Raw genomic sequence first — 24,238 nt, 5'->3', positions numbered from 1 at the left:
CTAGGAATAAGCGCAGGTAATTTTTTCAAATGGGTGCAGCCTTGGTGCATTACTATGTCCGGCCCGCTTTTATTATTATGGAAACTGAAACTTTTTTTATACATGTCCGTATGAAAACGGGGGAGTGAGAAGTTTGGGAGAATTATTGAATGCAAACATTGTCTGCGCCGGTTATGCTGACAGGCCGAAGGTGATTTCTGATGTATCTCTGTCAGTCAACGCTGGTGAAATTGCCGGTTTAATCGGAGCGAACGGCGCGGGGAAAAGTACAGTGATAAAGGCGGTTCTCGGGCTGTCCCGGGATATTGAAGGCGGTATTGAGTGGAATGATTCGTCTTATGCTTACATACCGGAGCGTCCGAGTTTTTACGATGAACTGACGCTTTGGGAGCACCTCGAGCTGACCGGGTCATTGCGGGGTATAGAAGGGGAAGAGTGCCGTGAGCGGGCAGGGCGGCTGCTTGAAGAGTTTTCGCTGACGTCTGTAAAACATGATTTGCCTTCCGGTTTTTCAAAAGGGATGCAGCAAAAGCTGATGCTCATACAGGCATTTTTGGCGAAGCCGGATATTTACATCATTGATGAGCCTTTTATCGGACTTGATCCGATCTCAACAAAGCTGTTTACCGACATGCTGATTGCTGAGAAAGAAAGGGGCGCGGGGATTTTGATGTGCACGCATGTTCTGGATACGGCGGAAAAAATCTGCGACCGATTTTATTTGCTGGATCAGGGCGCTCTGCTTCTTCAAGGCACATTAGAGGAGCTTCAGGAAAAAACGGGGAGCCGTTCACTGCTGGATTGCTTTTATTCAGCGGTTCGGAGCAGTCAGCGATGACCGGGCGGGCTCTGTTTTTTCAAAGGCTGTTTCATTATTGGCGGTATCAATGGAAGGTGTTTCAGACGGTCATTGATTGGACGGTCGCGCTGTATATCGTTCTTCCCGCTGCCGCATTTGCCGTTTATCAATATGCTGAATGGCTGAACGGCAGGGGGCTTCTTAATGGAGCGGCAGGTGTATTGGGATGGGGCTGGCTGTATGTATTCAGTGCCCTGCTGTTGTGCACGGGTTTTATTCATACCTTTTTGCTGGAAGCGGATCACGTGTTTTTGGTGCATGCAAAACATCTGATGCAAAAGCTGAAACGGTACGCGCTTTTGTATTCGATGTTCCTTTCCCTTATCAAATGGGGTGCGCTTGCCGTATTGTTATTTCCCTTATGGCTCCAGTACGGTGACTGTACCTTACCGGCATATTCAGGTATGTTTTGCTGTCTGTTCGGCTTCCATACCGCGATATTAGCGGTGCACCGGCACAGAAAAAACAGCAGGCGGACATTCGGGAATCAGGCGGCGGGCTGGCTGAAAGTGATGGTTCTGATGGCGGGTGCGTTTTTTATGATCGCCTTTGCCGCCGAATGGTATTGGCTTTGGCCGGCGGGATGTATATTGTTCATCTGCTCCGCTTTTTTGACTTGGAAAGGGACGGAGACATTATCAGCCTTTGAGGAAGAAGTGCTTGAGGAGAACAGGCGGAAGCTTTCATTCGCGGCCTCTGTTTTGATGCTCAGCCATGATGTGCAGCTCCCGAATGGTAAAAATAAAGGGCGGAACAAGCCGTTTTTATATCCCGGCTCAAAGCACATCTTTACAAAACGGTCGGCGTATACGGCGTGGAAAGAATTGTTCTTTAAAGTACTGATCCGAAACGGCGGGTATCTCCGGCAGCTTTACCTTTTAACCGCGGCTTTTACGGCTCTTATTCTCGTTCTTCCGCTCTTAGTGAAGCCGGCAGTCCTTATTTTATTTGCGATCGTCAGCCGCTATGCCGCGTCACTTTTATTTGACCGGATCACGGATAAACCGGTTTTAAGCGGTATCAAGAGAGACAGCGATGACTATTTCCGGGCGCGAAACAGCGCATTAACCGTCATTCAAATTATCTGTTCCGCCTGGTGTCTCATTGCCGCGATTCTTTCCGTTCTTTATATGTAAAAATCCCTTTCCGAAAAGGAAAGGGATTTTTCTTAATGTCCGTTCAAAATAAAAAGCTGAATAAAAAACAGCACGGCGAAGATGAGGACTAGAGGATGGATTTCGCGCCATTTTTTCTTAGCTGCTTTAACAAGCGGATATGAAATGAAGCCGAGAGCGATTCCGGTTGAAATACTGGACGTTAAAGGCATTGCCAAAATGACGAGAAAGGCCGGGAACGCTTCGTCAAGCTCATTCCAGCGGATATTCGACACAGCACCCATCATCAGGCTGCCGACAATAATCAGAGCCGGTGACGTAATCGCGGACACTTCCGATAAGACACTGACAAGCGGGCTGAAAAACATGGAAACGGCAAACATAACGGCAATCGTCAGCGCTGTCAGACCCGTTCTTCCGCCGGCGGCCACACCTGCTGAAGATTCAACGAACGCGGTCGTCGGGCTGGTGCCGAAGATGCTTCCGACCGTCGTAGCTGTCGAATCAGCCAACAGCGCTCTTCTGGCATTCGGCAGCTGATTGTTTTTGATCAATCCCGCCTGTTCGGCGACACCGATCATGGTGCCGGTCGTGTCAAAAATCGTAACGAGAAGAAAAGAAAACACAACGGCGTACAGACCGTGATGCACGACATCCCCGAGGGCACCGAACGGATTTGTGATCAAAAGCCCCTCCGGCAGGCGCGGGAATGAAACGAACCCTTTCGCAAAATGGATCTGTCCGGTCAAAAAGGCAATGACGGCGGTCAGCGCCATTCCGATGAACAGAGCCCCGTTTACATTCAGCACCATCAGCACGATACTGATGATAAGTCCGATAAGCGTTAAAATGACGGCGGGCGAATGAAGATCGCCGAGTGCGACCAGATTGGATTTATCAGCCGTGATGATTCCGGATTGGCGTAAGCCGATAAAAGCGATAAATAAGCCGATGCCGGTCGTAATTCCGTATTTTAAATTGTCCGGAATCGCTTCTATAAGTTGTTTTCTTAAAGGCGTTAACGATAAAATAATAAAGATGACTCCCGCGATAAAAACGGCGCTGAAAGCCGTCTGATACGTAATGCCGCTGCCTGTGCCGACAACGTGAAAGGCGAGATACGCGTTTAAGCCCATGCCGGGGGCAATGGCGATCGGAAAATTCGCAGCGAGAGCCATCCATAAAGTTCCGACAATGGAAGCGATAATCGTCGCGGTGAACACCTGGTCAAACGGAATTCCCGCATTGGAAAGGATCACCGGATTGACGACAATGATATACACCATTGTGAAAAAGGTGGTCAATCCCGCGGTAATTTCTCTTTTTATTGTCGTTTGATGCTTGTCGAGATGAAACATAAGTACCTCCAATGACGAACGTTTTTTCAAAACATCATCTATATTATTCGTTTTATCGACATTTTGCAAGTCTTTATCAAGAAAGGGGATTTGTGATGAACTGGGAAGTTGAAGTCATCAGAAACAAAGAAGATCTGATCCGTGACACGCAGAAGTTTTTGCAGATCAACAGCGTAATGGACGAATCAACAGCCGGTCCCGGCCGGCCGTTTGGAGAAGGCGTCAATGCCAGCCTGACGTCACTGCTGGAATTCGGTAAAAAAGAAGGCTTCACCGTAAAGAATCTTGACGGCTATGCGGGCCATATTGAATGGGGAACGGGTGACGAAATCGTCGGTGTTTTGTGCCACGTCGATGTCGTTCCGCCCGGAGACGGCTGGACGAGCGATCCGTTTTCAGCCGATATCAGGGCCGGCCGGATATATGCCAGAGGCGCCATTGATGATAAAGGGCCGACAATGGCGGCGTTTTATGCGCTGAAAATCGTCAAAGACATGCAGCTTCCTTTATCCAAACGCGTGAGAATCATCATCGGAACGGATGAAGAAAGTGATTGGAGATGCGTGGATCACTACTTCAAACACGAAAAAATGCCTGACATCGGCTTTGCTCCTGACGCAGATTTTCCGATCATTAACGCGGAAAAAGGAATTATAGATGCGTCACTGCGCATTGCAAAAAGCGCTTCTGACAAAGACGCAAAAAACGTGCTTCTGTCATTCCGTTCAGGACTGCGCTTGAACATGGTGCCGGATGCGGCTGAAGCGGTTATTGAAGGGAACGGTCTTGATGCCGTGCACGCATATTTCAGCAAATGGCTTGAGCAGTCAAAAACACAAGGTGAAGCAGTTTCGGAAAATGGAAAACTGACGCTTCGGGTGTACGGAAAATCATGCCACGCGATGGAACCGGATAATGGTGTCAATGCCGGCTTAAAGCTTGCTGAATGCCTTAACGGAACAGAGCTGGATGGAGCCGGAAAGCGCTTTGTCAAAACCGTCAGTGACTATTTTTCAAATGATACACGAGGCAAAAAGCTGAAAATTGATTGCAGGGATGACATCAGCGGAGAGCTGACATTGAATGTCGGCACCTTTACATACAGAAAGGGTGAGGAAGGAGAACTCGGCATCAACATCCGTTATCCCGTCACTTCAGACAGCAAAGCCATCCGTGATGCTTTTACGTCTGCTGAAGAATTCCGGCTTGAAGAATTTAAAGACAGCAAACCGCACCACGTTTCTGCCGATCATCCGCTCGTAAAGACGCTTCAAAAGGTTTACGAAGGACAAACGGGAAAGAAAGCGGATCTGATTTCAATCGGCGGAGGAACGTATGCGAGATCCCTTTCGGCGGGCGTCGCGTTCGGGCCGCTGTTCCCCGGCCGGCCTGACAGCGCGCATCAAAAGGATGAGTACATTGAAATCGATGACCTTCTCAGGTCAACGGCTTTATATGCCGAAGCCATTTATGAGCTTGCCAAGTGATAATAAAAAGGGACGCCGAATGCGGCATCCCTTTTTATCATTCAAATGACCATAAATCCGTTGATAAATAACGTTCTCCCGTATCGGCCGTCATACAGATGACGATCTGTTCGGAAGGGAGGCGTTTGGCGGTTTCAATGGCGGCAAAGCAGGCGGCGCCTGAAGACGGGCCGACGAGTATGCCTTCTTCCCGGGCCAGACGCCGTGTTGTCGTATACGCATCTTCATCAGATATTTTCATGATTTCATCGTAAACGTCCTGATTCAATATGCCGGGAATAAATCCGGGGCTTGTCCCGACAAGCTTATGAGCGCCGGGTTTTCCGCCAGACAGGACGGGAGATCCCGCAGGCTCGGCGACATGAACAATCATATCCGGGAAAAGCTCTTTCAGCGTTTCTCCGGTTCCGGTAATGGTTCCGCCCGTTCCCGCCGTTGCCACAAAAGCACCGAGCGGTCTGTTGAGCTGCTGAACGGCCTGATAGATTTCAATGGCTGTCGTTTTTCGGTGGGCATCTGGATTTGCGCCGTTATCGAATTGCATCGGGATAAAACTTCCCGGAATCTGTTCGGCGAGTTCTTTCGCTTTTTTGATGCTGCCGGGCATTCTTTCCGCCCCCGGTGTTAACACAACCTCCGCGCCGTACGCTTTCAGGAGGTTGATGCGTTCTTTCGTCATCGTGTCAGGCATGACGAGGATTGCCTTGTAGCCGCGCGCCGCCGCGTTCATCGCCAGGCCGATGCCTGTGTTGCCGCTTGTCGGTTCGATGATGACAGAGCCGGGTTTTAAATGCCCGCTGTTTTCCGCTTCAATGATCATATTGAAAGCCGCTCTGTCTTTGACACTGCCGCTCGGGTTAAACGATTCTAATTTTAAATAGACCTGTGCTGCATGTTCTGGCTGAAGGCGATTGAGCTTTACGATCGGTGTGCCGCCGATCAGCTCCGCCGTGCTGTTTACGATTTTCAAGGCCGGCTCATTCCTTTCTGTATAAAACGTTCGGTACATAATATCCTATCATAATGAGCGGACAGGGTTCTCCTCTCCGCTTATCCGTTTTATAATAACACCATAACCAAAGAGGGGGAGATCCTCGTATGAAAGCTTCATTGCCGCATTATTTTATCGGCATTCCGATTCCGGCTGATATTGCTGAACCGATTTGGGAAGCAGCCAAAAAGGAGCCGGCGTTATCATTCAAAAAATGGGTGCACCCGCATGACTATCATATTACACTCATTTTTCTCGGAGCCGCGGATGAAGAACGGCTTGCGAAATTATCGTCTCTGCTCGCAGATGCTGCGTCGGCAGCGCAGCCGTTTACCGTACAGTTTCAGCATCTGGATATTTTCGGCGACCGCAGACAGCCGAGAGTGCTTCACCTTGAGCCCGAACGGAATGAACTGCTCTTTGATTTGCGGGAAAAAACAAAACAGGCTGTTTTGAAAGCCGGTTTTCAAGTGGAAAAACGGCCGTATCACCCTCATATGACGATGGCGCGGAAGTGGGCGGGAGACCGGCCGTTTCCTGACGATGTGCCGTTTGAAAGCGGCAGGGTGCAAAGTGCCGTCAGCCGGTTTTCCCTGTTTCAGACCCATCTTGACCGGTCGCCTAAATACGAAGAAATCGCACAGTTTCAATTGACATAAACAAATATTCGGAGTGGAGAAATCACATGGCACAGATCATCAAAATTCACGACTGCATATCCAGATATGAACTTGATCCATACCATTATATGAACCAGTTTATCCGGCTGAAGAAAGAACGCTGGGAGGCGCTTCTTGAAGCGTTTGACCGGATAACGGAAGAAACGGAAACGGAAACGGCTGCCGGCGGGGAAACCGATCAAGCGCCGGCCAGGAAAAAATTTTCCTTAAAAAAGAGAAAAGAAGAAAATACGGCCGATATAAATGAAAAGAGGCACCAATGGTTTGATGAACCGGAGGGAGAAGAGGCGCTGTTCGGGAATCTTCCGTCTCAAAAGTCTGAGCTCGCGCCTTTTTTCAAAGATCAGCTGTATGACTTTCAATTAAAATGGGCGAGCTCCACGCTTTCTCAAAAGTCTGAGCTTTCGCAGGCGGTCAAAAGGGACAGGATGTTAAAAATGCTGGCTCAAAAGCTGCCCGATTCCTATTTTGTGATGTATCATCCGGTTCTGCAAATTCAGCAGGCGTCCGTCGAACTGAGCATTATCATCATCTCGCCGCTGGAGATTTTCTGCGCCGCTTTTATGGAAGCGGAAGAGGACAGCGTATATATCGGATCAAAACACCGTTTTTGGGAAGAAAGAGGCTCCGGCAGCACGCGCCAAGTATTGAATCCGTCTCTCAGCCTGCACCGGACGGGCTCGGTCGTTTCGCAAATCATAAAAGAAAAGCAGGCCGACATTCCCGTGCGGAAGCTTTTGCTCAGCAGAACGTCTTATATTGATTACCCGGAGCCGCCGTACGGGCTGGAAATAGCTGATAAACGGACTGCCGCAGGGTGGCTGGAAAAGCAGCAGAAAAATACGGCGCCGATCAAGCACCACCAGCTGAAGGCGGCGAAGGCTCTTTTGTCTTACGGCTTGAGCGATTCAAGCCGGAGACAGGAATGGCTTGATTAAAGCGGACGTTTGCCGGCTGTCTCTTCATCTATGAAGCAGGTGAGAACAAACGATGAGTCAATGGTTTTTTATTATTAATCCGGTCTCAGGAGGCGGGCGGGGCCGGCGTGTCTGGAAATCAGTTCAAAAAGAGCTGACCAGGCGCGGGGTCAGCCACCGCTCTTTTTTGACCGGGCATCCCGGACATGCGGAGGTGCTGGCGAGACAGAATTCAATGATGCAGGATCATAAGCTTAAGCGGCTGTTCGTCATCGGCGGTGACGGGACGATGCATGAAGTCATTAACGGACTGAAAGGAACGGATCAGATTGAGCTGACCTTTGTGCCCGCCGGTTCGTACAATGACTTTTCCAAAGGGCTCGGTATTAAGAAGTCGGCGCTCCTCCAAGAAATCAAAAGTCTGCACCGCCCGCTCACACGGAAATTTTTTGCGGGAAACATCAACTTTTTTCATGACAAAGCGCAATCACTTTATTTTATTAACCACCTGTCTGTCGGTTTCGATGCCTCAGTTTTGAAGGCAGCCGCGAATTTTCCGTTATCGCGCGTTCTTCGGTTTTTGCGTCTCGGTTTTGTGATTTACCCGCTCGCGCATTTACATACGGCCTCGGGGTTTCAGCCGTTCAGATTTGTTTGCACGGCAGACGGCCAGAGGCGTGAATTCCGCAATGTCTGGTTTGTCATTGCGGCTAATCATCCTTATTACGGAGGCGGCATGAAAGCGGCGCCTTCAGCAAATCCCCGTCAAAACCATTTTGATATTGTCATTGCAGAAAACCTGTCCTTTTTCTCGCTGTATCGTTTTTTATGGGCGATGAGCTTCGGCCGGCATATCAAAATGGACGGAGTGACGATGATAAAGGGGAAGGAATTCGTTTTTGAAACAGATGGGAAAATTCCGTTTCACGCTGACGGCGAGCTGATCGGAACGACGCCGTTTCGGCTTATGCCGGGCGGCGCGCCGTTGAAAATAAAAACATAATAAACAAATGAAACCCGTCAAATGTTTCACGGCAAAGAGCGGTTCGCGGCATAAATCTTCAGAATTCACAGGTGTTCTTGCTAGTTTTGCTTGACGAAGTTTGTGCTGTAGCGCTAAAATTTATAGGACGGCTATTGATTAGCATATGAGACTCTCAATAGCTGTCTTTTTTATTCTCATGAAATTGTTTATGACAGGCCGCTCCGCCAATAGAGAAAGGCTGGAGGCCTATTCTAAAATATTTTAAGAAATGATGGGTTGAACATTGATATGAACTGGTTGGGACAATTACTAGGTAGCGATTGGGAGATCTTCCCCGCCGGAGGAGCTACAGGAGATGCATATTATGCGAAACATAACGGCCAACAGCTTTTTTTAAAACGTAATAGCTCGCCCTTTTTAGCCGTGTTATCCGCCGAAGGCATTGTTCCGAAGCTGGTTTGGACAAAACGGATGGAAAACGGAGACGTCATTACGGCTCAGCATTGGATGGCGGGCAGGGAGCTGAAGGCAAAGGATATGAGCGGACGCCCGGTGGCTGAGCTGCTCCGCAAAATCCACACATCAAAAGCTTTGCTCGACATGCTGAAAAGATTGGGAAAAGAACCGCTTGATCCGGGCGCCCTTTTGTCGCAGCTGAAGCAGGCCGTCTTTGCTGTGCGGCAATTTTCGCCGCTTATTCAGGAAGGCCTTGCTTATTTGGAAGCTCATGTGGATCAGGTGCAATTCGGTGAAAAAGTCGTTTGCCATTGTGATGTGAATCATAATAACTGGCTTCTGTCAGAAGACAACCAGCTGTATTTAATAGATTGGGACGGCGCCATGATAGCCGATCCGGCCATGGATCTCGGCCCTTTATTGTATCATTACGTCGAAGAGCCAGCGTGGGACAGCTGGCTTGGGATGTACGGCATGAAGCTCACGGAAGGGCTTCGGCTGCGGATGGCGTGGTACATGTTATCGGAGACCATCACCTTCATCGCCTGGCACAAATCAAAAGGAAACGACAAAGCGTATCATGATGCCATGGAAGAGCTTCATGCCCTGATGAAGCGGATTGTCAAGTAGTCAGGAGTACGAATCCATCTGCTCCACCCATTGGGACAAATGGTTTTGGTGCTCCTGAATATGCGTGTCGATGGAATCGGCCGTGATGCCGGACTGGCTGTAGCGGTAGACATCCTCGAGCACGTTTTTTATATTTGAATCAAGCCCGGTGTTGGCCATCAGTGATTTGATGACGCGCTCCAGCTGTTCATACTCGGCAACCGTGCCGCAGCAATCCAATTGATGGTCGGCCAATATGTCCTTTAATAACCGGACCTGATGTTCGCTTGTTAAGCCCATGATTCATATACACATCCTTTCTGTGTCATACATTGTGCAAAGCGGTGCGGTTTTATGCATCACATGAGTGTTCCGGACCGGGGGAGCCTCTTTTTTTATGCAGCCGGCGCCTTTAAAAGGCGCTTGCGGCTCTTTATGTTTCATGGTATGTTGTTACTCGAAATTATAGATAGAGGTGTCAATCATATGAGAATGCGCCATAAACCTTGGGCGAATGATTTTCTGGCAGAAAACGCTGACATCGCCATCAGTGATCCGGCCCAGTATAAAGGGCGGTGGAACACGGTCTTTGGCAATGACAACCCGATCCATATTGAAGTCGGTACGGGAAAAGGGCAGTTCATTTCAGGAATGGCCAAGCAGAATCCGGATATCAACTATATCGGGATCGAACTGTTTAAAAGCGTCATCGTCACTGCCGTCCAAAAAGTAAAGGACAGCGGGGCTCACAATGTCCGTTTGTTAAATATAGACGCGGAAACACTGAATGACGTATTTGAACGGGGCGAAATCAAGCGCGTATATTTAAACTTTTCTGACCCGTGGCCGAAAAACCGTCACGAAAAGCGCCGTTTAACATTTAAAACGTTCTTGAAAAAATACGAAGAAGTGATGGGCGAAACAGGTGAGATTCATTTCAAAACCGATAACCGCGGTTTATTCGAATACTCTCTGAAAAGCTTTTCCGAATACGGCCTGCTTCTGACGGAAGTCAGTCTTGATCTGCACAACAGCGATCCGAAGGGCAATATTATGACAGAATACGAAGAAAAATTCTCCGCGCTCGGCCAGCCGATTTACCGGGCCGAAGTTGAATGGAGAACAAAAGACAGACTCTGATGCGAGTCTGTTTTTTTATGCCGCCATTTGCTACCATTACATCAGGAGGGATCAAGATGGAGACATTGAATATTGGGAATATTTCATTAACATGGCTGGACGGCGGTGTAACGCATATGGACGGCGGAGCGATGTTCGGCGTTGTCCCGAAGCCTTTATGGTCGAGAAAATACCCCGTAAATGACAAAAACCAGATTGAATTAAGAACAGACCCGATTCTGATCAGAACAAACGGCCTGAATCTATTGGTTGACGCGGGTATCGGCAGAGGGAAATTTTCTGATAAACAAAAAAGGAATTACGGTGTAACACAGGAATCCAATTTAAAACACTCTCTTCGTGAACTCGGGCTTTCCTGTGAGGACATTCATATTGCGGCGATGACCCATCTTCATTTTGACCATGCATGCGGCTTGACGGAATACAGCGGAGAGGAGCTTGTCTCTGTTTTCCCGAATGCCCGCATTATCACTTCTGCAACAGAGTGGCGCGAAATGAGAAACCCTAATATCAGATCGAAAAATACATATTGGAGAGAAAATTGGGAGGCGGTACAAGATCAGGTCGAAACCTTTGAGAACGAGTATCAGCTGACAGAAGGCATTACGATGCACCACACCGGCGGCCACAGCGACGGCCACAGCGTCATCGTCTTACAAGACGGCGGGGAGACGGCTGTGCATTTTGCCGACCTGATGCCGACGAATGCGCATAAAAATCCGCTATGGGTGCTGGCATATGATGATTATCCGATGACCTCTATTCCGCAAAAGCAGAAATGGCAGACGTTCGCGGCAGAAAAAGACGCCTGGCTGATCTTCTATCACGATGCGATTTACAGAGCGGTAAAATGGGGAGAAGACGGCGAAGTGGCTGCATCTGTCAGACGGGAGAAAAAATAGGCGGATCAATGATTTACCTGTATGAATTTCGGGAATAAAAGCAAACCTAAGACAAATTGCTTTGAAAGGAAGAGACAGGTGAATCAATTTCAAGTGACGAAAGATGGAGAAATCAAAACAACTCTGCGCGGATTAGAAGTGCTTTCTACGCCTTTTTTAAATAAAGGGGTGGCCTTTACACAGGAGGAAAGAAAGGAACTCGGGCTCGAAGGATTTCTGCCGCCGAAAGTATTGACAATCGAAGAGCAGGCGAGGCGGGCCTACGAACAATTCAGTTCGCAGCCTGATGAGCTGAGCAAAAATGTCTACTTGACCGCTCTCCATGATCGGAATGAAACATTATTTTACAGGCTGTTAAATGATCATTTAGGCGAAATGCTGCCGATCGTATATACGCCGACCGTCGGCACCGCGATCCAGCGTTACAGCCACGAGTACAGAAAACCCCGCGGTCTGTATTTGTCAATAGATGATCCTGAAGGAATGCGCGCCGCATTTCAGCAGTTCGGAAAAAATGAAAACATTGACTTAATCGTTGCGACAGATGCGGAGGGCATTCTGGGAATCGGTGACTGGGGCGTCGGCGGCATCGCCATTTCTGTCGGAAAACTCGCGGTGTATACGGCGGCGGCCGGAATTGATCCGTCACGAGTGCTTGCGGTCGTATTAGATGCCGGGACAAATCAAGAAAGCCTCTTAAATGACCCGCTGTACGTCGGAAACCAGCATTCAAGAGTGCGCGGCGAGAAATATGACCGCTTTATTGATGAGTATGTCTCGCTTGCCCGGGAAACATTCCCGAATGCGCTGCTTCATTGGGAGGATTTCGGTACGGCTAACGCCCGCGGCATATTAAAACGGTATAAAGATAAAGTCTGTACGTTTAACGATGACATTCAAGGAACGGGCGCGGTGTCGCTTGCAGCTGTTTTAGCGTGTGCGAAAGCGTCAAAAGTGCCTTTAAAAGAGCATAAAGTCGTCGTCTTCGGCGCGGGAACGGCTGGTATCGGAATTGCTGAGCAGCTGCGCGAAGCCATGGTGCATGACGGATTAAGCGAAGAAGAATCATACAGCCGCTTTTGGTGTATCGACAGAAACGGATTGTTAACGGATGATATGAAGGATTTGCGTGATTTTCAGGTTCCGTACGCCCGCCCTGCTGATGAAGTGAAAGAGTACGGCCGCAGCGGTGAAGGCGGATCAATTGATCTGGCGGAGACGGTGCGTCAGGCCAAGCCGACGATCCTGATCGGCACATCCACCGTCTCAGGCGCATTTACGGAAGAAATCGTCAAAGAAATGGCCTCACATGTCAAACGGCCGGCTATTTTGCCGATGTCAAATCCGACGACATTATCAGAAGCAAAACCTGAAGATTTAATTAAATGGACGGAAGGCCGCGCGCTTGTCACAACGGGAAGTCCGTTTCCGCCTGTTGCGTATAACGGCGTTACCTACCATATCGGACAGGCGAACAACGCGCTCGTATTCCCGGGACTCGGGCTCGGCACGATTGTGACAAAAGCAAGGCTCATTACGGACAATATGTTCGTTGCCTGCGCGAATGCCATCGCCGGTATGGTGGACGTCGGCAAGCCGGGAGCGCCGATGCTTCCGAAAGTGGAGGATCTCAGGACGGTATCGGCAACCGTGGCGGTAGCCGTAGCTAAAGCTGCGATTCAGGACGGTGTAGCGGAAACGGAACCCGAGGATCTGATCCAAGCGGTGCAGGACGCGATGTGGAACCCCGTATATAAACGAATTCGGCCGATGTAACCGAATAAAGCCCAAAACGCTGATGGTTTTGGGCTTTATTTTTTGCTTGTCCGAATTATGAGGCGACAGAATCAATGACATCGACAATCTGGCCTGTTTTTGCATTGACCATAACTTCATATTGCTCCAGTTCGCCGAATGCCGAACGTGTCACGCCGGTTTTGTATACCTGGATGGTTTCTCCGTTTACCTGGTAGGGCTCGGGCTCTGTGTAAATCCATGATCCGTCTATCGGCCCGCGCTGTTTAAAAGCCGCTTTCACGATACGGAGCGCTTTTTCTGAAGAGATATAAGGTTTCATCGCATACTTTTTCACTGCGATGGCAGCGCATAATCCGACTCCTGCACCTAAGAGAAAATGACGTAATTTCAATATGAAGCACCTCCAATTATGTCGTAGTTTTTATTATACAGAAGATGCCAGACGGTGTTAAGTAAAGCGGCGGTTTTACAGCCCATTCAATCTGAGCGCTTGGAAAACGGTTGTTTTTCTAATAAAATAAAAGCATTACATAGAAATGAGGGGAAAATATGAATGAGGAAACGAAAACGCTTTTCCGGACGCTGACGCAGCTTCCCGGCGCACCGGGAAATGAACATCAGGTCCGCTCCTTTATGAAACGGGAGCTTGCGAAATATGCGGATGACATCGTGCAGGACAGACTCGGAAGTGTTTTCGGAGTAAGGCGCGGCGCTGAAGATGCGCCGACCGTTATGGTAGCCGGGCATATGGACGAAGTCGGGTTTATGGTAACACAGATTACGGATAACGGCATGCTGAGATTTCAGACGCTCGGCGGCTGGTGGAGCCAGGTGCTGCTTGCCCAGCGCGTCGAGGTACAGACGGATAACGGACCGATTATCGGCGTCATCTCAAGCATCCCGCCCCACATTTTAACAGATGCCCAGCGCGCAAAGCCGATGGAGATCAAAAATATGATGATTGATATCGGTGCCGATGACAGAGAGGACGCGGTCAAAATGGGGATCAGACCGGGACAGCAGGTCGTGCCTGTCTGCCCGTTCACCCCGATGGCCAACGAGAAGAAAATATTGTCCAAAGCGTGGGATAACCGCTACGGCTGCGGGTTAAGCATTGAACTATTAAAAGAGCTGCACGGAAAAGACCTGCCGAACAATCTGTACGCCGGGGCCACCGTTCAGGAGGAAGTCGGCTTGAGAGGGGCGCAGACAGCGGCCAACATGATTCAGCCTGATCTCTTCTTCGCGCTTGATGCCAGCCCGGCAAATGATATGAGCGGCGATAAGGAGCTGTTCGGCCGTCTCGGCGAGGGGGTGCTGCTCCGCATTCTCGACAGAACGACGGTCATGCACCGCGGGATGAGAGAGTTCGTCCTTGATATGGCGGAAACGCACAATATCCCTTATCAATATTTCGCTTCAGGCGGAGGAACGGATGCCGGACGGGTCCACATATCAAACAGCGGGGTTCCGTCTGCCGTCATCGGCATTTGTTCAAGATACATTCATACAAATGCCGCCATCATCCATGTCGATGATTATGCAGCGGCGAAAGAAATGCTCATTAAGCTGGTCATGGCGAGTGACAAACAGACGGTTGAAACGATCAGAGAAAATGTGTAAAAAAATAAGCAGTCAATAAGTCCCTTTGAATACTTATTGACTGCTTTGTCTAAATTCTGTTTTAAGTGGAATTATGTAGACAATTATTTGTTTTGAATATAAAAGTAAAGCACATTTAAAATAGAAATATGTAACAAATATTGCTTCTCAGATTATTATCATAAATAAAAAATCTCGAACCTTTATTGCACTGATAAACATAGTGTCACAAGAAGTGCTGAACAGGTTGTGTATTGGGTATCATGATGAACATCTAAATCAATTATTTTTGAGATGGACTACCTAAAACTTTTCAGAGAGAATAAATGAAATACCTTACTTACATGAATGGCTGGTGAATTGAACGTAAAGAGGTTCGATTCACCAGCTTTTTTATATAAAAAAGTTAAAACATATAAAATTCCCGCTATTTGAAATTTTAGAATTGTACCTAGTGTAACTCTAATATTACAGGTAATCCTGCTGAAGTCTTAATGACTATAAGTTCATCTGACTTCCTTAATCTAAGCTACTTCAATACTACTAGTCCTCCTGAAGACTGCGATTTTTAAATGATTGAATGAATAATAAGTCTGTAATCTGAATTTATTTTAAATTAACCTTTCAAAAAATAATTGACAGGTTATGGTTATATGAATTATTATCTTTTTAAGGGAATATATACATAATATTACTTATTGTGGATATAATCCTATTAAAAATACAGGAGTGATTAAGTAATGGAATTAACTAGTGAAAAGTATCATGTAGTATCAGAGGAAGAACTAGAAAGAGTAAGAAAACAGCATTCATGGGTTGCAGATCCTATTATTAAAGCATCAGAAGAAATTCTAAATGAACCGTTTTTCAAATGGTTAGAAAATGTACAGCATGTAAAGGACTTAAAATCAGTTGTTACTCAACTCTGGTATCATTCAGCCACTTTTCCGAAAGTTATGGGCGTTATGCTGGGACTTACATCACTTAAAGAAAATCACATGATGCCTTTCTATGCATTACATATTTATGGAGAAGCAGACCATCATGAAATGCTAATGCAATGGATGTTGAAACAAAATATTTTAGAAAATCGAGAAGAAATAGATAGACATATACCTAGTAATGCTACAAATGCTTGTGTTAATCTAGTTTATCAGTTGGCTATTGAACAAGATCGTTCGAAATGGTTGGCATGTTTGAATTCTGGAATAGAAAGATGCTCAAATCACTTTTTTATTAAAATGTCAGAAAAGTTAGAGGAATTGGGGGCGAATGATCCTTACTTCACTGTCCATGTTGAAGCGGACGAACATCATTCAATTTTAGGATTGGAGCACTTAGAAGAGGACCAAAATGAATTTAGACGTGAAGTGGTTATTCGTAAGGCATTAGAGGGAATTTCATTGTGGGGTTTTATGTTAAATTCATGGATTGGTGTTAATAGAATGCCGGAATTTGATCTGGAAGGTAACGTTTTAAATCAAAAAACATGTTGCAAGCATTAACTTGAAATTGATAGTTGATTTTATTTCGGAGGATTTATATGGTTAAAGTATGTAAATCTCATGTGAAAGACATAGTATGCATATTAGATACTCCTCATGTACAAAGAGTTAAAAATTCCAAAGATCAATGCTCAATTTGTAATAAAGAAGCAGAGTATCATTTCTTTTATAGAAATCCATTACAGGAGTACGTTTTGGCACTTAAGGTAAAAACGAAGAATCAGTTAATTATTTAAAACAGATTACTTAAATGAGGATCAGAAGCTACTATAAACCTTAAACTAGACTTTTAAACCGTCGATATAATACTTTTCCAAAACAATTTAGACAAATCAAAAACACCTTTCTGTTGAATATAGGTATATGATATCTATAAGACAACTTGAAGGTGTTTTTTCTATGGAGAAAAGAGTCAATAATATAGTGAAATGAAATGGTGAAAATATTCCTTGAATGTTTTTTCTATTGGCCTCAAGGAAACCTTCTCCTGTTAAATATAAATTAAGGAGAATGCTCTTTGATTCCGTATAAAAGTGATATTCTTGGTGGTTTTCGGAATCTTTCTTAGAATAACACATCATAAATACGAGTATATATTTCCTTGTTTCTTATAGTTAATTGTCACGATTCCTTACTTTATTTATCTTTTTAGATTATAGTCTATGTTTATCGAGAAACTTCAAGTCTAAAAATTAATATACTGAATTTAAACATAATCACTGGTAAACGGTTACTACAATGCAGATACTGTGTAACTTCATTACGTAGGATCTGCAGATAGCTTCAATATCTAAATGATTAACTTTACTTATAGTTAATCATATATGTTATTATCGGTTTGAAGAGTAGCTATTTCACAAAGTCGAGTGACATTTGCATTTTTTATTTGTTCTGCAAGGAGGTATGATTATGACAAAAAAGACAAACATAAAATTTCCTCTCATCTCTAACAATCTTCCTCTTGATCTGGTTAATACTGAGGTGGTCAGTTATGGTAAACGTCATAATTTGTTAAAGTCAAAAGAGGATCTTTTAGAATGGTTAAGGTTAATGAGTAAAGTAACCCCTTTTTTCAATCAATTAACATTAAAAAAAGCACAAGATGAACTGACTACTGTGATGGTTGAAAAAATACTTGAGTTACGATCAACACTAAGAGAAATTTTTGAGAAAATTGCAGATGGTGAAGAACCTGGAGAATCTTTTATCACTTTTTTAGAAAAAAAGATTGAATTGGCTCCATTTACATATAAGATTCTCGATACTAAACTTGCTCGTATTCCAATTGGAAATATTGATGATGCAATTATTTCGCTCATTGCTTATGATGGCTTATCGCTAATATATACAAAAAAGATTAATTTAATTAAGCGATGTGCTAATGAGGAATGTGTTTTATTATTCATTGATAACACTGGAAGGAGAAAATGGTGTTCAATGAAGATATGTGGTAACAGAGAAAAGGTTTCCCGTCATCTTAAAAAAACATAGAACAAATTTTCTTTATTGTATTGTCGAAATCATCTTGCACTTTACTTTAATTTTGAATAATCACATATAAATAAAAAGTTAATGAACAGCCTTATTTCAATATTCTCTTGAGTAAGGTTGTTTGTCTTTTTTAGAAAAAACAATCAATAAGTAACTTAACGGCTTTTACGGAAAATTAAAATGTCGCTCATAAAACAACCAATTTGCAGCTAAAACCCAGTTGAATTATAAAAAAAGGTTAAAGTAACAAACAGGAAAATGATATTTCAAGCGTTCTTAAAAGATCATTTTTGAATAGAAGAACAATCTTTGAAAGAGAGAAGGATTGTAATTTCAGATTTATAACCCTTTAAAATTAAATTGACAGGTTATTTTAATTGTTTTAAACTTAGTGAAAAGGAGGGGTTATATTGAAGATTGAGCAAACAGCAGAAAATCCACAAAGTAAAAAAGGATATTATTTCAAAAAAATGAAAGGAGGAGGAAAAAGTCCTTTAAAAGTAAATGTTAAAGATGCTTCAACAGGCTTATTAGGTGGTTTTATAACAATTTTAATCTTGTCATTGATAACCTATAAAACTGGATCTCTGTGGCTGATGGCGCCTTTTGGGGCAAGTTGTGTACTGGCTTTCGGAGCGTGGAATGCCCCTTTATCACAACCTAGAAATATTATTGGCGGACACTTCATCTCGACATTGACTGGACTTGTTATATATAATCTTCTTGGTTCTCACCCCTGGACATTGGCTTTAGGAGTGGGGCTAGCTATATTTTTTATGGCGGTTACAAAGACTACTCATCCACCTGCTGGAGCGGACCCTATTGTAGTTATTCAAGGGGCGTATGCTTGGAGCTATTTAGCTTTTCCGGTTTTTGTGGGATCTGTAATTATTGTTGCGGCAGCAGTTATTATTAATAACTTGCGAAATAATCGGCAGTATCCCACTTTTTGGTTTTAATCAATTTCAACGAGCAGCATATGTATCCGTTATTGCGCAGATTTCGCTCTCCTTCCTTACATATAAAGAAAACAATATATAGTTAGTTTGAGGTTGAGTAAAATAATTCATGAATGAAGTGAAGAAAAAGAGGGCTGTGGGAATAATTTATTGCGGACAAATTCTTTTGGATTCGAGAAAAAAGTCTGAAAAGTAAGATCTGATACCATTCTATTGTAAATAGGTAAGCAGGACCGCATAAAGGCGGCCTGCTTATTCTGTTTCAAATAAATAAGAGAGTGCTTTCATCGCTTGATTTACGGTTTCGACCGTGATATTCGCTTTTCCGGAAAGCTCTTTCAGCGGATGATGAAGTTCTTTCGGGCGGATGAGAATGAGCGGCTTTCCTTTTGCGACGGCATAAGAAGCATCCATCGCGGTATTCCACTGTTTATATTTCTCGCCAAACAGGGCGATCACAAAATCGGCTTTTTCCATCAGCACCTCTGTACGGAAATTGTTGATATCAGAAGCTCTGGCGTCTTTTAAAACAGAATCGGGCTGCACGCCCATAATCTCTTCTCCGATATTGTCTGAGCGTTCATGGTTTTCCATCGGACCGACAAACGTAATCGGCAGGTTCAGCGCTTTTGCTTTTTGTTTGATTTCATCCCGCCAATCACTGTGGATTTCACCGGCTAAATACACGACAAACTGCATCTTTTGCCCCTCCTTATGTACATATTCAGAATTTCGTACGGCTACAAGCAAAATGGTAAACGAAACTTGCTTGATAATGCAAATGAAATATGATAATGATATTGCATATAGTTGGTCTTGCCGTAAACAGTCTGGTATGATCCAATTGGACAAACATCAGCATATAAAAAACTCATAATCCAGATGGAGGAATGACAATGAAAAAGATTGAAAGCACGGAAGAATTGCAAAAAGCGGTACAAGACGATTGGGCGGTATTTATGTTTTCAGCGGATTGGTGCCCGGACTGCCGCTTTGTGGAGCCGTTTCTCCCTGAGCTGGAAGCGGACTTTCCTGAATTCACTTATTACTACGTAGACCGCGATCAATTTATTGATACATGCGCGGAATGGGAGATTTACGGCATTCCGAGCTTTGTTGTGTTTAACGGAGGAAAAGAAGTGAACCGCTTCGTCAGCAAAGACCGTAAAACAAAAGAAGAAATTGAGCAATTTTTAACCGATTCCCTTGCTAAAGCATAAAGGAGGCCACGGGCTTTGAAAATGACGTCAAGGAAGCTGGCGGATTTATTAAAACAGCGCCTGCAGCACGAGAACCGATCCTTCTTTTTTGACAGAGAAAAAGACACCCTCCGTGTTGAGGATCAAACGACCAAAAAAGGCATCACATTGGAGCTCCCGCCGATCATTGCGAAATGGGAGACGAAAAAAGAAGAAGCGATCGACGAAATCGTCTACTATGTGTCAGAAGCGATGGAGGCGATGGAAGGCAGCGGACAGGAGATGTCCGGAAAGGAAGCCGGAATCTATCCGGTCATTCGCTCCACGTCATTTCCCGATCAAACGAGCGACGGCATTCCGCTCGTGTATAATGACCATACGGCCGAAACGAGAATCTACTACGCGCTTGATCTCGGTAAGACGTACCGCTTAATTGACAGCCGTATGCTCGAGAAAGAAAACTGGACAAAAGAACGCATCAGGGAGACGGCGTCATTCAATCTCCGCTCTCTTCCTTCGGTCGTGAAACAGGATACGGTTGCGGACAATTATTTTTATTTTTTCAGGGCGAATGACGGCTATGACGCCAGCCGGATTCTCAATGATTCGATTCTTCATGAATACAAGCAGGCCGCTGAAGGCGAATTGGCGATTTCCGTTCCGCATCAAGATGTATTAATACTTGCTGACATTCGAAATGAATCGGGGTATGATATTTTAGGGCAAATGTCCATGAGCTTCTTTGCAAGCGGCACGGTGCCGATTACGGCCCTTTCATTTCTGTATAATGAAGGCAGACTGGAACCTGTGTTTATCATGGCGAAAAGCCGGCCGAAAAAGGATTAGAAAGGATTTTTCTTATGAACGCTTTTTACAATAAAGAAGGTGTGGGAGATACGCTTCTGATCTCTCTTAAAGATGCAGCACGCGAAGAAATCGGCTATGAAAGAGAAGGCGATGTCGTCAGAATCTTTAACAAAGAAACAAAAGAAACGACGGGCTTTAACATTTTTAACGTGTCTTCTTACTTACAGATTGAGGACAACGGCCCCGTCGCTTTGTCTGAGACATTCGTTCAGGATGTGAATGAAATACTGAACAGAAACGGCGTTTCAGAAACGCTGACGGTTGACCTTTCTCCGAAATTTGTTGTCGGTCACGTTGAATCGAAAGAAAAACATCCGAATGCGGATAAACTGAATATCTGCCAAGTGAATGTCGGAGAGGAAACCCTTCAAATCGTTTGCGGCGCGCCGAACGTGGACAAAGGGCAAAAAGTCGTCGTCGCTAAAGTCGGTGCGGTAATGCCGAGCGGACTTGTGATTAAAGACGCTGAATTAAGAGGCGTTCCGTCAAGCGGCATGATCTGCTCCGCGAAAGAACTCGCTTTGCCGGATGCGCCGGCGGAAAAAGGGATTCTTGTTCTTGAAGACAGCCGCGAGGCCGGCGAAGCATTTCAATTCTAACTCCCATAAATAAGCGCACAGAATCGAATGATGTGAGAGAAAGCCGTTAAGCAGGCCTGCTTAACGGCTTTCTTCAGTTGGGAGCTTAATCTTTTCTGAGCCGCCCGGCAATGGTATACTAAATATCGTCCCAGACTACTAAAAAGGGAGTTAGAGAGTGATTAAACATGAGTTGGCTGAATAAATTTTTTGACTTATTTTTAGGTGAAAAAGAAGAAGAGCATGAACGTGAACCGAACACGCATGCCCAAATCCCGAAACAGCACATACCGGATCAGCCAGAAGGCAAATTAACGCGCATGGAAGATCCTAAAATATATTACGAATATCCGAAAGGGAATTTCCGCTTCCCGGTCGTTCCGGACGGCTATAAGCGAACGGAGCAAAACCAAAGACAGCGGGAAAGGCACGAACGCCGCCAGCCGTCCCGGGGTTATGCCGCCGGGAAGGAGCAAACCGAGCGGAAACAGCATACACATAAAGAGCCTGATGCCGTGAAAAAGCCCTTTAAACCGTCATCCATTCCTTCACCGGTTTACGGCTTTCAATCTCAGCACAGCATCAAAAAAGCGCCTATTTCCGAAAAGCGGCGTGAAGAGAACGTAACATTGCTGTCAGAGGAGCAATTTGTTCCGCCAAAATCCGGTCAGGAAACGGAAAAAGAGCCCGTCTTCACAACATCCGGCATAACAAAACAGACGAATGACCGGCCAGACCCGTTTGCGAAACAAGAAACGGAAGAAATCCAGGCCGTTAAAAAAGAGGAGCTTCACACCGAGGCAGAGAATGCAAAAGAGCAAGTGTTTGCAGCACCAGAACCGCAGCAGGCTGAAGAGCGGGAGCACACCGAAAGCGCGGAGTCTGCCGGCTTTACAGAAGAACAAGAGCATGAACAAACCCGACCGCAGCCTATTAAAGAGCCTGAGTATGAAGCATCCCGAACGGCTGAAAACACAGAGGAATATCAGGAGCCTGAGCCGGAAAAAGCACCTCCTTTTGAAACCGCAGAAGAACCGGTGTATACATACACAGAACCCGGATACGATGAGGAAGTTCAGCCGCAGTCTGAAGACAAGCCCGAATCAGCTGAACCCGACGCGAAACAGGAAGCAGACTCTCAGCCTGAGTACAATGAAGCAGAGCGGCATTCAGACTTCGAGTCTGAACCTGCAAGCATTGAGACGGCTGATGCCCCGTCCCGGCTCGCCGAGGAAAAAACGGAGCATCACGGACAGCCTCAGACTGTGAGAAAAGCGGAGCGGCCGAAAGAGCGCAATGTTCCGTTTAACGTCATGATGCTTAAAAGCGATAAACACAAGCAGACGAAGACGCCAGAGGGCGGAGCGAGCTATGTCTTTCCGAATCTGTCGCTTCTGGACGTACCGCCGGCGCAAAGACATGACGACCAATCGTGGATTGAAGAACAGCGCGAGCTTTTAAACGTTACGCTGAAAAACTTTAATGTGCGCGCCCAAGTCGTTCATGTCACACAAGGCCCGTCCGTCACACGTTTTGAAGTGCATCCTGAGCCCGGAGTGAAAGTGAACAAAATTACAAACTTAGCAGATGATATTAAACTGAGCCTATCTGCCAAGGATATTCGGATTGAGGCGCCGATTCCCGGTAAAAACACGATCGGCATTGAAGTTCCGAACCGCGTAAGCAAAGTCGTCGATTTAAGGCAGATGATCAGAAGCGCCGCTTTCAGGACGAATCCGTCTCCGCTTACAGCCGCGCTCGGTGTCGATATTTCCGGAAACCCGGTCGTCATTGATTTGAAAAAGATGCCGCACGGGTTGATAGCGGGTGCGACAGGATCGGGAAAAAGCGTCTGCATCAATACCATTTTGGTCAGTCTGCTTTATAAGGCGGATCCGAGTGATGTCAAAATGCTTCTGATTGATCCGAAAATGGTCGAGCTTGCGCCTTATAACCAAATACCGCATTTGGTCAGCCCCGTCATCACGGACGCCAAAGCCGCGACCGCCGCGTTAAAATGGGTTGTGGAAGAGATGGAACGGCGGTATGAACTGTTTGCCCATTCGGGTGTGAGAGATATCGGCCGCTTTAATGAATTAACGGCCGATCATAAGACAGGCGAAAAGCTCCCGTACCTTGTAGTGGTCATTGATGAGCTTGCCGATTTAATGATGGTTGCGCCGAACGATGTGGAAGAAAGCATCGCCAGAATCGCGCAGAAAGCGAGAGCCTGCGGTATTCATCTGCTTGTCGCGACACAGCGTCCGTCTGTCGATGTCATTACCGGAATGATCAAGGCGAACATACCGACGAGAATTGCATTCTCCGTCTCAAGCCAGGTAGATTCCAGAACGATCATCGACATGGCGGGAGCGGAAAAGCTGCTCGGAAAAGGCGACATGCTGTACTGGGAAAACGGTACCGGAAAACCGGTGCGCCTGCAGGGCAACTTTGTGTCCGACAGAGAAATTGACCGCGTCGTCTCTCATGTCAGAAAACAGCTGCCGCCTTCTTATTTGTTTGAACAGGAAGAACTGATCAGGCAGGGAACCGCCCTTAAGGAAGAAGACGAACTGTTTCCTGAGGCGTGCCAATTCGTCGTGGAGCAAAACAGTGCCAGCACCTCAAGCCTTCAAAGAAGGTTCAGAATCGGTTATAACCGCGCCGCGAGGCTGATTGACATGATGGAAGCCGAAGGCATGATCTCAGAAGCGAAGGGCAGCAAACCGCGTGAAGTGCTGATTACGGCCGCTGACATTTCTCAAGAATAAGAATATCGT

Annotated in this window: 23 protein-coding genes; 18 read left to right on the top strand and 5 right to left on the bottom strand. The window is 46.0% G+C overall.

The features are described 5' to 3' along the window. Nucleotides 1-133 precede the first annotated feature (133 nt). Together ACWJJX_RS14530 and ACWJJX_RS14525 are read left to right on the top strand one after the other, a co-directional pair. Nucleotides 134-838, top strand: a complete 705-nt coding sequence (locus ACWJJX_RS14530; RefSeq protein WP_014418670.1) for an ABC transporter ATP-binding protein — start codon at nt 134-136, stop codon at nt 836-838. Next, nucleotides 835-1,995 carry an ABC transporter permease gene (locus tag ACWJJX_RS14525; RefSeq protein WP_454023069.1) on the top strand — a complete coding sequence of 387 codons (1,161 nt, stop codon included), beginning with the start codon at nt 835-837 and terminating at the stop codon, nt 1,993-1,995. The genes ACWJJX_RS14530 and ACWJJX_RS14525 overlap by 4 nt, the downstream gene beginning before the upstream one ends. Before the next feature lie 32 nt (nt 1,996-2,027). Here ACWJJX_RS14525 and ACWJJX_RS14520 read toward each other — a convergent pair whose 3' ends face one another. Next, complete coding sequence (locus ACWJJX_RS14520) at nt 2,028-3,332, bottom strand: NCS2 family permease (protein WP_070082232.1); 1,305 nt, start codon at nt 3,330-3,332, stop codon at nt 2,028-2,030. A 95-nt stretch (nt 3,333-3,427) separates the two neighbouring features. Between ACWJJX_RS14520 and pepV the strand changes: the two genes are divergently transcribed. Then, entirely contained in the window at nt 3,428-4,819 is a 1,392-nt protein-coding gene (pepV, locus tag ACWJJX_RS14515) for a dipeptidase PepV (protein ID WP_017418396.1), read from the top strand. Between the two features lie 37 nt (nt 4,820-4,856). Here the strand turns inward: pepV and cysK are convergent, their stop codons facing one another. Beyond that, complete coding sequence (gene cysK, locus ACWJJX_RS14510) at nt 4,857-5,828, bottom strand: cysteine synthase A (RefSeq protein ID WP_454023068.1); 972 nt, start codon at nt 5,826-5,828, stop codon at nt 4,857-4,859. A gap of 89 nt (nt 5,829-5,917) precedes the next feature. Between cysK and thpR the strand changes: the two genes are divergently transcribed. From thpR to ACWJJX_RS14490, 4 genes are all read left to right on the top strand, one after another. Continuing rightward, nucleotides 5,918-6,469 (top strand): RNA 2',3'-cyclic phosphodiesterase, encoded by a 552-nt coding sequence (gene thpR, locus ACWJJX_RS14505; protein WP_012118221.1) that lies wholly within the window; start codon nt 5,918-5,920, stop codon nt 6,467-6,469. A 26-nt stretch (nt 6,470-6,495) separates the two neighbouring features. Then, nucleotides 6,496-7,428: a hypothetical protein gene (locus ACWJJX_RS14500; protein WP_153986680.1), complete on the top strand. Its 933-nt coding sequence runs from the start codon at nt 6,496-6,498 to the stop codon at nt 7,426-7,428. Nucleotides 7,429-7,480: 52 nt separating this feature from the next. Next, on the top strand, nt 7,481-8,410 hold the full coding sequence (locus tag ACWJJX_RS14495; RefSeq protein ID WP_454023067.1) for a YegS/Rv2252/BmrU family lipid kinase: 930 nt from the start codon (nt 7,481-7,483) through the stop codon (nt 8,408-8,410). Nucleotides 8,411-8,680: 270 nt separating this feature from the next. Continuing rightward, nucleotides 8,681-9,478, top strand: coding sequence for a phosphotransferase family protein (locus ACWJJX_RS14490; RefSeq protein ID WP_003152355.1), 798 nt, complete (start codon nt 8,681-8,683; stop codon nt 9,476-9,478). On the opposite strand, the gene ACWJJX_RS14485 is transcribed toward ACWJJX_RS14490, so the two are convergent. Next, the gene (locus ACWJJX_RS14485; protein ID WP_003152357.1) at nt 9,479-9,757 is read right to left on the bottom strand and encodes a YtzH-like family protein; all 279 of its coding nucleotides are present in this window, start codon (nt 9,755-9,757) and stop codon (nt 9,479-9,481) included. 186 nt (nt 9,758-9,943) lie between these two features. On the opposite strand from ACWJJX_RS14485, the gene trmB reads away from it, so the two are divergent. From trmB to ACWJJX_RS14470, 3 genes are all read left to right on the top strand, one after another. After that, a complete protein-coding gene (gene trmB / locus ACWJJX_RS14480; protein ID WP_003152359.1) occupies nt 9,944-10,597 on the top strand; it encodes a tRNA (guanosine(46)-N7)-methyltransferase TrmB in 654 nt (217 codons plus the stop codon). A gap of 56 nt (nt 10,598-10,653) precedes the next feature. Continuing rightward, the gene (locus ACWJJX_RS14475) at nt 10,654-11,499 is read left to right on the top strand and encodes a YtnP family quorum-quenching lactonase (protein WP_367069124.1); all 846 of its coding nucleotides are present in this window, start codon (nt 10,654-10,656) and stop codon (nt 11,497-11,499) included. Between the two features lie 78 nt (nt 11,500-11,577). Continuing rightward, nucleotides 11,578-13,275, top strand: a complete 1,698-nt coding sequence (locus ACWJJX_RS14470) for an NAD-dependent malic enzyme (RefSeq protein ID WP_024085698.1) — start codon at nt 11,578-11,580, stop codon at nt 13,273-13,275. 55 nt (nt 13,276-13,330) lie between these two features. Here the strand turns inward: ACWJJX_RS14470 and ACWJJX_RS14465 are convergent, their stop codons facing one another. Continuing rightward, nucleotides 13,331-13,648, bottom strand: coding sequence for a PepSY domain-containing protein (locus tag ACWJJX_RS14465; RefSeq protein WP_003152366.1), 318 nt, complete (start codon nt 13,646-13,648; stop codon nt 13,331-13,333). A gap of 158 nt (nt 13,649-13,806) precedes the next feature. On the opposite strand from ACWJJX_RS14465, the gene ACWJJX_RS14460 reads away from it, so the two are divergent. The 4 genes from ACWJJX_RS14460 (at nt 13,807) to ACWJJX_RS14445 (ending at nt 18,814) form a co-directional block, all read left to right on the top strand. Further along, nucleotides 13,807-14,880 (top strand): M42 family metallopeptidase, encoded by a 1,074-nt coding sequence (locus ACWJJX_RS14460; RefSeq protein WP_003152370.1) that lies wholly within the window; start codon nt 13,807-13,809, stop codon nt 14,878-14,880. Between the two features lie 719 nt (nt 14,881-15,599). Beyond that, nucleotides 15,600-16,364 (top strand): iron-containing redox enzyme family protein, encoded by a 765-nt coding sequence (locus tag ACWJJX_RS14455; RefSeq protein ID WP_159354477.1) that lies wholly within the window; start codon nt 15,600-15,602, stop codon nt 16,362-16,364. Between the two features lie 909 nt (nt 16,365-17,273). Continuing rightward, nucleotides 17,274-17,855 carry a CGNR zinc finger domain-containing protein gene (locus tag ACWJJX_RS14450; protein WP_454023066.1) on the top strand — a complete coding sequence of 194 codons (582 nt, stop codon included), beginning with the start codon at nt 17,274-17,276 and terminating at the stop codon, nt 17,853-17,855. A 470-nt stretch (nt 17,856-18,325) separates the two neighbouring features. Further along, entirely contained in the window at nt 18,326-18,814 is a 489-nt protein-coding gene (locus ACWJJX_RS14445; RefSeq protein WP_026092269.1) for an HPP family protein, read from the top strand. Nucleotides 18,815-19,066: 252 nt separating this feature from the next. On the opposite strand, the gene ACWJJX_RS14440 is transcribed toward ACWJJX_RS14445, so the two are convergent. After that, nucleotides 19,067-19,513, bottom strand: a complete 447-nt coding sequence (locus ACWJJX_RS14440) for a YtoQ family protein (RefSeq protein ID WP_071391484.1) — start codon at nt 19,511-19,513, stop codon at nt 19,067-19,069. 197 nt (nt 19,514-19,710) lie between these two features. Between ACWJJX_RS14440 and ACWJJX_RS14435 the strand changes: the two genes are divergently transcribed. The 4 genes from ACWJJX_RS14435 to ACWJJX_RS14420 all read left to right on the top strand — a co-directional run bounded on the left by ACWJJX_RS14435 (nt 19,711) and on the right by ACWJJX_RS14420 (nt 24,229). Further along, nucleotides 19,711-20,034, top strand: a complete 324-nt coding sequence (locus tag ACWJJX_RS14435) for a thioredoxin family protein (protein WP_003152373.1) — start codon at nt 19,711-19,713, stop codon at nt 20,032-20,034. Nucleotides 20,035-20,049: 15 nt separating this feature from the next. Next, nucleotides 20,050-20,859, top strand: coding sequence for a DUF1444 domain-containing protein (locus tag ACWJJX_RS14430; protein WP_454023065.1), 810 nt, complete (start codon nt 20,050-20,052; stop codon nt 20,857-20,859). A 14-nt stretch (nt 20,860-20,873) separates the two neighbouring features. Further along, the gene (gene ytpR / locus ACWJJX_RS14425; protein WP_003152375.1) at nt 20,874-21,479 is read left to right on the top strand and encodes a YtpR family tRNA-binding protein; all 606 of its coding nucleotides are present in this window, start codon (nt 20,874-20,876) and stop codon (nt 21,477-21,479) included. Nucleotides 21,480-21,646: 167 nt separating this feature from the next. Then, entirely contained in the window at nt 21,647-24,229 is a 2,583-nt protein-coding gene (locus ACWJJX_RS14420; RefSeq protein WP_454023064.1) for a DNA translocase FtsK, read from the top strand. The last annotated feature ends 9 nt before the right edge of the window (nt 24,230-24,238 follow it).

This window comes from Bacillus sp. YH3-2-B2 (genome assembly GCF_053663335.1).
Note: the sequence above shows the minus strand (reverse complement) of the source record. Positions and strands in the feature narration are given on the sequence as shown.

Coding starts and splice junctions, on each gene's coding strand:
- ACWJJX_RS14525 (WP_454023069.1), top strand. CDS start 835: ATGACCGGGCGGGCTCTGTTTTTTCAAAGGCTGTTTCATTATTGGCGG.
- ACWJJX_RS14520 (WP_070082232.1), bottom strand. CDS start 3,332: ATGTTTCATCTCGACAAGCATCAAACGACAATAAAAAGAGAAATTACC.
- pepV (WP_017418396.1), top strand. CDS start 3,428: ATGAACTGGGAAGTTGAAGTCATCAGAAACAAAGAAGATCTGATCCGT.
- cysK (WP_454023068.1), bottom strand. CDS start 5,828: ATGTACCGAACGTTTTATACAGAAAGGAATGAGCCGGCCTTGAAAATC.
- thpR (WP_012118221.1), top strand. CDS start 5,918: ATGAAAGCTTCATTGCCGCATTATTTTATCGGCATTCCGATTCCGGCT.
- ACWJJX_RS14500 (WP_153986680.1), top strand. CDS start 6,496: ATGGCACAGATCATCAAAATTCACGACTGCATATCCAGATATGAACTT.
- ACWJJX_RS14495 (WP_454023067.1), top strand. CDS start 7,481: ATGAGTCAATGGTTTTTTATTATTAATCCGGTCTCAGGAGGCGGGCGG.
- ACWJJX_RS14490 (WP_003152355.1), top strand. CDS start 8,681: ATGAACTGGTTGGGACAATTACTAGGTAGCGATTGGGAGATCTTCCCC.
- ACWJJX_RS14485 (WP_003152357.1), bottom strand. CDS start 9,757: ATGGGCTTAACAAGCGAACATCAGGTCCGGTTATTAAAGGACATATTG.
- trmB (WP_003152359.1), top strand. CDS start 9,944: ATGAGAATGCGCCATAAACCTTGGGCGAATGATTTTCTGGCAGAAAAC.
- ACWJJX_RS14475 (WP_367069124.1), top strand. CDS start 10,654: ATGGAGACATTGAATATTGGGAATATTTCATTAACATGGCTGGACGGC.
- ACWJJX_RS14460 (WP_003152370.1), top strand. CDS start 13,807: ATGAATGAGGAAACGAAAACGCTTTTCCGGACGCTGACGCAGCTTCCC.
- ACWJJX_RS14455 (WP_159354477.1), top strand. CDS start 15,600: ATGGAATTAACTAGTGAAAAGTATCATGTAGTATCAGAGGAAGAACTA.
- ACWJJX_RS14450 (WP_454023066.1), top strand. CDS start 17,274: ATGACAAAAAAGACAAACATAAAATTTCCTCTCATCTCTAACAATCTT.
- ACWJJX_RS14445 (WP_026092269.1), top strand. CDS start 18,326: ATGAAAGGAGGAGGAAAAAGTCCTTTAAAAGTAAATGTTAAAGATGCT.
- ACWJJX_RS14440 (WP_071391484.1), bottom strand. CDS start 19,513: ATGCAGTTTGTCGTGTATTTAGCCGGTGAAATCCACAGTGATTGGCGG.
- ACWJJX_RS14435 (WP_003152373.1), top strand. CDS start 19,711: ATGAAAAAGATTGAAAGCACGGAAGAATTGCAAAAAGCGGTACAAGAC.
- ytpR (WP_003152375.1), top strand. CDS start 20,874: ATGAACGCTTTTTACAATAAAGAAGGTGTGGGAGATACGCTTCTGATC.
- ACWJJX_RS14420 (WP_454023064.1), top strand. CDS start 21,647: ATGAGTTGGCTGAATAAATTTTTTGACTTATTTTTAGGTGAAAAAGAA.